Origin of the sequence: Streptomyces sp. NPDC050625 (assembly GCF_040654755.1) — a bacterium.
In the GTDB taxonomy this organism is placed as follows: Bacteria; Actinomycetota; Actinomycetes; order Streptomycetales; family Streptomycetaceae; genus Streptomyces.
In genome coordinates this window covers 253,953-261,912 of sequence record NZ_JBFAIQ010000009.1, presented here as the reverse complement: position 1 = coordinate 261,912, position 7,960 = coordinate 253,953, and the positions used below count along the sequence as shown (strand labels likewise).

8 protein-coding genes are annotated in these 7,960 nt (G+C 71.1%); 3 read left to right on the top strand and 5 right to left on the bottom strand.

What is annotated here, in order from left to right:
- The first annotated feature begins 244 nt into the window (after positions 1–244).
- Both AB0I54_RS23015 and AB0I54_RS23010 read left to right on the top strand, forming a co-directional pair.
- A complete protein-coding gene (locus tag AB0I54_RS23015; RefSeq protein WP_363297963.1) occupies positions 245–634 on the top strand; it encodes a BlaI/MecI/CopY family transcriptional regulator in 390 nt (129 codons plus the stop codon).
- A gap of 6 nt (positions 635–640) precedes the next feature.
- Entirely contained in the window at positions 641–1,573 is a 933-nt protein-coding gene (locus tag AB0I54_RS23010; RefSeq protein WP_363297962.1) for a M56 family metallopeptidase, read from the top strand.
- A 34-nt stretch (positions 1,574–1,607) separates the two neighbouring features.
- On the opposite strand, the gene AB0I54_RS23005 is transcribed toward AB0I54_RS23010, so the two are convergent.
- The 4 genes from AB0I54_RS23005 to AB0I54_RS22990 all read right to left on the bottom strand — a co-directional run bounded on the left by AB0I54_RS23005 (position 1,608) and on the right by AB0I54_RS22990 (position 4,911).
- Positions 1,608–2,063, bottom strand: coding sequence for a TerB family tellurite resistance protein (locus AB0I54_RS23005; RefSeq protein ID WP_363297961.1), 456 nt, complete (start codon positions 2,061–2,063; stop codon positions 1,608–1,610).
- Between the two features lie 168 nt (positions 2,064–2,231).
- Positions 2,232–2,447, bottom strand: coding sequence for a hypothetical protein (locus tag AB0I54_RS23000; protein ID WP_363297960.1), 216 nt, complete (start codon positions 2,445–2,447; stop codon positions 2,232–2,234).
- Between the two features lie 186 nt (positions 2,448–2,633).
- The gene (locus AB0I54_RS22995) at positions 2,634–4,070 is read right to left on the bottom strand and encodes a WGR domain-containing protein (RefSeq protein WP_363297959.1); all 1,437 of its coding nucleotides are present in this window, start codon (positions 4,068–4,070) and stop codon (positions 2,634–2,636) included.
- Positions 4,071–4,167: 97 nt separating this feature from the next.
- Positions 4,168–4,911 (bottom strand): methyltransferase domain-containing protein, encoded by a 744-nt coding sequence (locus AB0I54_RS22990; protein WP_363297958.1) that lies wholly within the window; start codon positions 4,909–4,911, stop codon positions 4,168–4,170.
- Positions 4,912–5,008: 97 nt separating this feature from the next.
- Between AB0I54_RS22990 and AB0I54_RS22985 the strand changes: the two genes are divergently transcribed.
- Positions 5,009–5,833, top strand: coding sequence for a hypothetical protein (locus AB0I54_RS22985; RefSeq protein WP_363297957.1), 825 nt, complete (start codon positions 5,009–5,011; stop codon positions 5,831–5,833).
- A gap of 17 nt (positions 5,834–5,850) precedes the next feature.
- Here the strand turns inward: AB0I54_RS22985 and AB0I54_RS22980 are convergent, their stop codons facing one another.
- Entirely contained in the window at positions 5,851–7,845 is a 1,995-nt protein-coding gene (locus tag AB0I54_RS22980) for a peptidoglycan recognition family protein (RefSeq protein WP_363297956.1), read from the bottom strand.
- Positions 7,846–7,960 lie beyond the last annotated feature (115 nt).

The window sequence follows — 7,960 nt, the reverse complement described above, 5'->3', positions numbered from 1 at the left end:
GTGCCTCATCAGCGCAGGTGAGCGGGGCATGGTGCGTCCAGCTGCAAGGCGGAGGAGGGCGTCGACGCGGAGCGTCGGCAACCGACGACAACGCCGCAGATGGGCGTTCCATGCCCCGCGACTCCGGCATGATCCGCCGGACAGGCCCTAGCGTCCGTCCGGCGTTCGCCGCGAAGTCGGAGGCCGCCCCGGCCGACATACGATGGCCGTCCGGGAAACGGGCAGGGCGGAAGGGAGTCAGGGCGTGACGGATCACCAGCGGCGTGCCCGGCGGCGGGGGCAGGGCGAGCTGGAGGCGATGGTCCTGTCGGCGCTGCGGGAGGCGGACGGCCCGGCGACTGCGGGCTGGGTGCAGGAGCGCCTGGGCGAAGACCTCGCCTATACGACGGTGATCACGATCCTGACCCGGCTGCTGGCGAAGGGAGCGGTCACCCGGGAGCGGGCGGGCCGGTCCTTCGCCTGGACGCCCGCGTCGGACCAGGCGGGCCTCGCCGCCCGGAAGATGCGCAAGGTGCTGGACGCCGAGAGCGACCGTGAGGCCGTGCTGGCGAGCTTCGTCACCGGTCTCGGCCCGGACGACGAGCGGCTGCTGCGCGAACTGCTCGGCCACGCCGAGACGGAGAGGGACGGCTGAATCCTGATGGGAGTGTTCGTCTTTCTGCCGCTGATCCTCCCGCTGACGGCCTGGCCGATCGCACGCCTGGCCGAACAACACCTGCATCCACGCACCGCGACACGGCTGCTCACCGGGGTGGCCGCGGTGATGGCGGCGTGCAGCACGGTCTGTCTCGGCCTGGTGATGGTGGTGGGCACGGCCCAACTGCCCGGCAACCCGCTGCCCGACGGCTGGTCGGATCCGGAGGTGCGTGACGCGGTTCCGTACGACGAGGTCGCCGGCCGGGTGGCGATCCCCGCGCTCTGTGCGGTGGTCGCGGTCTGCGGCCGGAGTCTGTGGCGGCACCGGCGCGTGCGCCGCCGTGCGCACCGCGCGCTCGCCGGGCTGCCGGCCACGGAGGTCGCTGTCCTGCCCGACCAGGTGCCGTACGCGTATGCGCTGCCCGGCGGCCGCCGGGACCGGGTCGTGGTGACCACGGCGCTGCTGTCCTGCCTCGAACCGGCCGAGCGCCGGGCCCTGTTCGCCCATGAACGCGCCCATCTCGCGGAGCGTCACCACCGTCATCTGCTCGCCGTCCAGCTCGCCGCGCAGGCCAACCCGTTCCTGCGGCCGTTGCGTACGGCGGTGTCGTACACGGCGGAGCGGTGGGCGGACGAGGAGGCGGCTCGCAGGGTCGGCAGCCGCCGGACCGTGGCCCGCGCGATCGGCAAGGCGGCGCTCGTCTCTCCCGGTGCCCCGTCGGCCACCCTGGCCGGTCTCGCCGCCACCGGGCCGGTACCGCGCCGGGTGGCGGCCCTGCTCGGCCCCGCGCCGGCCGTGCGCCGCTGGCCCTCGGTATTCACCTCGGTGGGGCTGGCGGCGTGGTGCGCGGCCGCGGGTGCCGCCGTATCGGCGATGTCGTCGGCCAACTCCGCCGTGACGATGTTCTTCATCCTGCACGCCGCGACACCCCTGTGAGCCCACCCCGTCGGCCGGGGCGGGCTCGTGCCGGTCAGAGGTCGAACTCGTGCGGCGGCAGTCCGAGGGCGAAACAGGCCTCGCGGACGATCGCCTGCTCGTCCTTGTCGAAGTTGCCGTCGGCGCCGCCGATGACGATGCCGATCTGGATCACGGCACGGGCCTCGGCAGGCTTCTTCTTCGCCTTGGCGACCTCCTGCAACACGCTCACCTTGCCGAACGCGAAGTCGGCCATCAGCTTGTCGAGGTTGTCCTCGAACCTGCGGCGCAGGTCGTCGGCCGGGAAGTTCTGCAGAACCTCGTTGGTGGCGATCAGTTGAGCCACACGCTGCCGCTCGGAGGGGTCCACGGTGCCGTCGGCCGCGGCGACCAGCGCGCACATCGCCATGCTCGCGTCGCGGAAGGCGCCGCTCTTCAGGTCGTTCTTCTTCGCCACCAGCTGGGTCTGCATCTGAGATGCGGATTCCTTGACGCGGTCCCACAGGGCCATGCGAACTCCATACGGTCGTGATTCTCTACAGTCTTGTAGAAACTATCAGGAGGGGTGCGCAGCCGGGCCTGATTTCCCCTCCTGTCCTCTTTCTCCCTCCTGTCGACGATCGGCGGCTCGCCGATGTTCCGGTGCGGTCCTCGTCCTCGACGAGAACGGTGATGTCACCTACTCGAAGCGGCCTTTGAGGACCCGGGCCGCGGCCTCGCTCTCGGCCGCGGGGGGAGACAGCTCGCTCAGCGTGTCGAGGTCTGTGTCCTCGGCGAGCTCCCGCTCCCAGGCGTCGGCGAGCCTCACCTGCTCCGCGCGCGGCTGCTGCTGGACGAGTTCCCGGTCGTGTGGGCTCAGGGCGGCCAGGAATCGTTCAACCGTATCGATCGCCATCCTTGTTCTCCTTCGTCACGGGACGTGCCGAACCTGCCGGCACCGTCCAAGCGTGATCGGCGGCGACGGTTCACCGTCGGTGCCGTGGCCCACTCGGACCCGAACGGGGGAACGAACCCGTACGGAGGAACCCGTACGGCCGACCGTCGTGACGGGCGCTCGCCCGGTGGCAGGCGGTGCGTCGGCTCACCGCACGCGGCGGATCTCGCCCCGTACACGGTAGAAACCGCCCGCCGCGGCGTGGACGGCATCGACCACATAGCGCGCCCCCGCCTGCCGTATCTCCCGCGGGAACTGCACGTTCCAGCCGGGCTCGAAGCCCTCGGACACCACGTGGACCCGCAGTCGCCCGCCCTGATCGACGCACTCGACGACGACCCCGCCCGCGGGTGGCGTGCTGACGGTCGCCAGAGCGGACACCGACGTCGCCGGGTTGTAGGTGGGCAGGGCGGCGGCCGACTTCACATCGACGGCGACGGGCACCGAGCCCTGCTGGGCGGCCGCGATGGCCGCCTCCGACGTGTCCACGCACACCAGCGACCCGTCGGTGGTCACCAGATACAGCCGCTCGTCGAAGTACTGCATCGACAGGGCCGAGCCGTTTCCCGTGCGCAGCTTCCACAGCCGGGTGCCCGACGCGTCGAAGCAGTACACGGACGAGGAGTTGTCGCCCGCGAAGACATAGCGGCCGCCCGGGGCGGTGGCGCACGAGTACACCACGGCGTCACAGGTGTAGACGCCCTCGACCCGTCCGGTGGCCTTCGACAGGCGCTGCACCACATGACGGTCCGTGCCCGCGTAGACCGACGTCGCCTCCTGCCAGCCGAACAGCACACCCCCGCGTGTGTCGGTGTGCCACAACTCGCCGCCCCCGTCCGGGGCGTAGGCCGTCACGCCCTGGCCGTGTCCGTGGTACACGGCGTGTTCATCGGCCCGCACCATCCAAGCCATTCCGCCGGACGACCGCCGGGACCACTGGTGTTCGTCCTCGTGGTCGATCACGGTGAGCCCGCCCGCCGCGTCCGAGACGTTCAGCACTCCTTCGTGGATGTCCAGCCAGAAGATGTCGACGTTCGCGGCGATCTCGTACGCGGCGAACGGCAGCTTCGAGGACAGGTCGTACACCCGGCCGTCGTCGCAGCCCGCGTAGATCCAGAAGTCGTCCGCGACCAGGCACTTCACACCGTCCGGGAGCAGGTAGCGGGCCATCACCTCGCCGTGGTGGCCCAGGTTGTAGACGTCGCCCGCCTGGTTGCCCACCCAGACACGGTCCTCGTCGACATGGATGCCGAACGCGGCCGAACCGGTGCGGAAGCGCCACAGCACCGGCGCCGTGGCGCGCGCCGTCGAGGGCGCGGAGCCGACCTGGCGCCGAGTCACGGAACGGGGCGCACGCTGACCGCGCACGGCCGCCGCGTATCCCTTGCGGACCTTCTGGTCGATCTTCTTCGCCGCGGCCGCCTGCGCTTTGGCAGGTGTCGCGAACGTCGACGACTGCACCTGGCCGGACGCGCCGATGCGGCCGTAGCGCACGGTGACCGCGGTGCCGTCGACCGTCACCTCGTAGAACTTGTGCGCCCCGCCGCCGTCCTCGGACAGCTCCAGATACGTCGTCTCCGCCACGACCGGTCCCTCCCGTGCACGACCCCACCGGCGCCACCGCCCCGCGGTGCGCCCTTCGATGATCGAAACATAGGGGAGGGCACTGACAACGGGTCCGTCAGAGGTCCGCCACCAGGAGCCGGTAGCCGACGTCGACGCTGTCGAGGGCGAGCAGTTCGGCGTGCCGGGCGCGCCAGCGGCCGGTCGTCAGGTCGTGGGCGAGCCGGTTCAGGCCGGGCGCGATCAGGTCGTCGCCGGCCTGGGTGAACATGGATATCCCGGCGCGCACCTGAGGGTCGAGGTAGGCGTGGGGGCGGCGCCAGTATGCGGCGCCGAACCCGTCCACGCAGTCGTGGGGGACCGGGACCGGCTCCTGGCGGGCCCCGCCGAGCAGTTCGACGAGCCGGTCGATCGGCACCGCGCGGGCGTCGTCGAGCGCGGCCGCCTCGGGCAGATACTCCCGTACGAGCCAGAACCGCTCGCGAAAGACGTCCTGATCCCAGGTCAGGACGACGATGCGGCGGCGGGCGACCCGGCGCAGCTCGGTGATCCCGGCCGTCAGGTCGGCCCAGTGATGGATGGTCAGCAGCGCCATGACGGCGTCAGCCGCGTCGTCACGCAGCGGGAGCCGTTCCGCCACCGCCTGCACGGCGGGGGCGGAGCCCGGCGGACGCTGGGTGAGCATCACCTGGCTGGGCTCGACCGCGAGAACGGTTCTGGGCGGCTCGTACGAGCCGGTGCCGGCTCCGACATTGATCACGTCCGTCGTGTTCCCGAGTGCGGTGTGGATCTGGGCGGCGATCCTCGGATCCGGCCGTCGAGTCCGGGCATACGTGGCGCCGAGCGTGTCGTAGGTGGCCATGTCGCTCAGTATGCGAAAGGGGCGGGGCTGCGGGCTGCCACATCGAAGGCCCTTGGCCGACGGCCGACTGTCCGACCCGCGTGCCACACTGCGCCGTATGTCACTTGCTGATCTCACGCTCGACCAATGGCGGTCCTTCGACCCGTCGACCGCACGGCGCCTCGCCCAGGAGGCCGCCGGCCTGGTGCACGGCCGGGTGACCGCCGTCGAGACGGTCGAGCACCTGGGCGGCCCGTTGCACCGTGTCCGGATCGAGCGCGACGGGCAGGAGTTCGCGCTGGTCCCCGGGGGTCCGGTGACTCTGGGATTCGACCTGGAGGCCTGGCGTCCCACGCCCGAGCAGATCGCCGACTACAACGAGAGCGTGGAGCAGGGATTCGGCTACGGCCCCGATCTGCGGGCCCATCTCGCGGAGGTGCTCAGCCCCCGCCGCGGCGCCGTCCTGCCCACGGTGCTCATGGCGGTCGAGGACGAGGACCTGGACGAGGACCTGGACGAGGAGCTGACCGAACTGCCCGCCGGCGTGGGGGCCGCCCTCGCGGCTCGCGGACTGCGCATACCGAGCTCCGACGAGTGGGAGCACGCCTGCGGAGCCGGGGCAAACACCCTGTTCCGCTGGGGGAACGACTGCCCCTTGGACCGCATCCCGTACGGGGACCGCACCGGGCCGCACGAGCAGCCGCACGCGTTCGGCCTGCGCATCGCCTACGACACCTATCGTGCGGAGCTGACGAGCGATGCCACGGCGATACACGGCGGGGACGGTGGCGAGTCGGTCTGCGGTGGTTACGGCAATCTGCTGGGGTGGCTGCCGCTGGCCACGGCCAACCGCAACCCCTCCATGGTCGAGTTCGTGTACGGCCCCGAGGGTGACGGCGTCTTCGACGGATGCTCCGTCCGGCCGGTGCTCACGTTCCGATGAGACCCGGCCGCCGCCCGTCACCGCGGGGGGTGGCCGCCTGCCTGTCCCTGCGGGCCCGCCAGGGCCGGTGCGTCCACCACGTCCACGTCACTGGCCCGGACGTAGGCGAGCCGGTAGCCGAACTGGATCTCGTAGTACATCTCCTGGCCCATCACCACCGGGCTCGGCGTGTACTCGAAGGTCGACCTGTCGATATAGGAACCGGTCGTGTGGGACATCGTCACGTACCGCTGTCCCTCGCCGAGGGTGTACGGCAGCGGTGACTCGGTCGGCTCCGTGATCCCGTCCGGGTAGGCGTCCTCCTCCGGGAGGGCGCGCCCGTACACCGGCACCTCGCTCAGGCCTTCCTTCGGAGTCACCATCCGGCCCGCCGCGCCGACGGCCGTGGGGTACTTCTTCGGGTTCTTGAACCAGGCCTTCTTGCCCAGGAACCAGATCGCCGTCCAGTCGCCCCGGCGCTCGGCGACGGCGTAGGTCTGGCCGGCGGAGACCCGCGAACCCAGGTCACTGACGTCCTCCGTGGAGTCCTCACCGTTCGGGCGCCGGCCCGGGTCCTGGATCAGCGGGGCGTTGTCGGCCGGCTCGGTGTGGAGGCGGACGGCGCTGGAACCGTGCGGAGCGCACGGCACACCGTGCCCGCCGCATCCCGTGTAGCGCGGCTTGTAGGTGGAGTAGTCCGGCAGCACGGTCACCATGGGGCTGTCCGGCCCGGCCGTGGCCCGCAAAGGCGCGCCCAGCAGGTCGAAGTAGTGCCGCCAGTCCCAGAAGGGGCCCGGGTCCTCATGCATGTCGGGGATGCTCTCGGCCGTCGGGGCCGGCACGCTGTCGTGGCCGAAGATGTGCTGCCGGTCCAGCGGTACGCTGTACTTCTTGGCCAGATAGCGCACCAGACGGGCCGATGACCGGTACATCTGTTCGGTGTACCAGGTGTCGGGCTGCGTGAGGAAACCCTCGTGCTCGATGCCGATGGAGCGGGCGTTGACGAACTGACTGCCCGAGTGCCAGGCCATGTCCTTGGTCCTGATGTGCTGTGTGACGTGGCCGTCCTTGGAGCGGATGGAGTAGTGCCACGATGCCTCCGTCGGGTCCTGCACGGTCTGGAACATGGAGCGCAGGGACGCCTCGGTGTCGTGGATGACGATGTACTCGATCTTCTGGTCCTTGGGCCGGTCGCCCAGGTCGTGATTGCCGTACGCGTCGTCGTCGATCTCCGTGTACGGCGCGCTGAGCCAGGAGCAGGACAGCTCGGCCGGGCACTCGACCTCCTTGGGGCGTGCCGCGCCGTTCTTCAGAGCGCGCGGGTGAACGTCCGGGCTGGCGGGCAGGGTGACGGACTGTCCGGCGTCGGTGGTGCGGTGCGCTCCCTGGTGGATCACTCCGAACACGTCGTTGGCGTAGGTCGCCGCCTCGGTGGTGTCGTCCAGGCCGGGGAAGCGCGCCACGGCCTCCCACCAGTCGGCCGGGTTGTCGCTGAGCGGCTTGCCGAGCCGCCGCTGCGTCTCGGCCAGGAGCGCCGCACCGCCGCGCACATTGGCGGCGGTGTCCTTCCGCAGCCGCTCCTCCGCCTCCCCGGTCAGACGGGCGGCCTGCTGCAGGTCGGACGGCTGCCCGGTTCGCTTGCCCCCGGGTTTGGCCGCCTGGGAGGGGGACGGTCCCGCGAGGGCCACGGCACTGCCGCGCGGCTGCGCCGCCGGGTCCGCCTTCTGGGCCAGCCGGGTGTCCACCAGATGCATCGGTCCGAAGCCGCCACCGACGCTCGGCGCGCCGCTGTGGGAGTCCCAGCGCGACTGCAGATAGGACACGCCCATGAGCACACTCCGCGGCACGTCGTACTCGTCCGCGGCAGCCGTGAAGTCGTTCTCCAGCCGCCGGTCGGCCGCCACACCGCCCGGCGTGCCGGACAGCAGCGGAGCCAGCAGTGGGGCCATCAGTGCCGCCGACGCCGTCACGAGGGCCGTCCGGCGGTGCCTGCGGACGGCACTGGGGACACGGGGGGAGAAGCGTTTCTTCATTGCAGGTGTCTCCAACCAGGCTCGTCGCGGCAGGACGCGGCCAGGACAAGGGAGTTGCCCCTTACGCCACCCCTCGTACGATTCCGTGCCCGGCACGCCCCGTCGCGCCGAGGGT

Bases quoted from the DNA above. Each gene is read 5' to 3' on its own strand.
- AB0I54_RS23000 (WP_363297960.1), bottom strand. From the start codon at position 2,447: ATGGCGATCGATACGGTTGAACGATTCCTGGCCGCCCTGAGCCCACAC.
- AB0I54_RS22990 (WP_363297958.1), bottom strand. From the start codon at position 4,911: ATGGCCACCTACGACACGCTCGGCGCCACGTATGCCCGGACTCGACGG.
- AB0I54_RS22980 (WP_363297956.1), bottom strand. From the start codon at position 7,845: ATGAAGAAACGCTTCTCCCCCCGTGTCCCCAGTGCCGTCCGCAGGCAC.
- AB0I54_RS23005 (WP_363297961.1), bottom strand. From the start codon at position 2,063: ATGGCCCTGTGGGACCGCGTCAAGGAATCCGCATCTCAGATGCAGACC.
- AB0I54_RS23010 (WP_363297962.1), top strand. From the start codon at position 641: ATGGGAGTGTTCGTCTTTCTGCCGCTGATCCTCCCGCTGACGGCCTGG.
- AB0I54_RS22985 (WP_363297957.1), top strand. From the start codon at position 5,009: ATGTCACTTGCTGATCTCACGCTCGACCAATGGCGGTCCTTCGACCCG.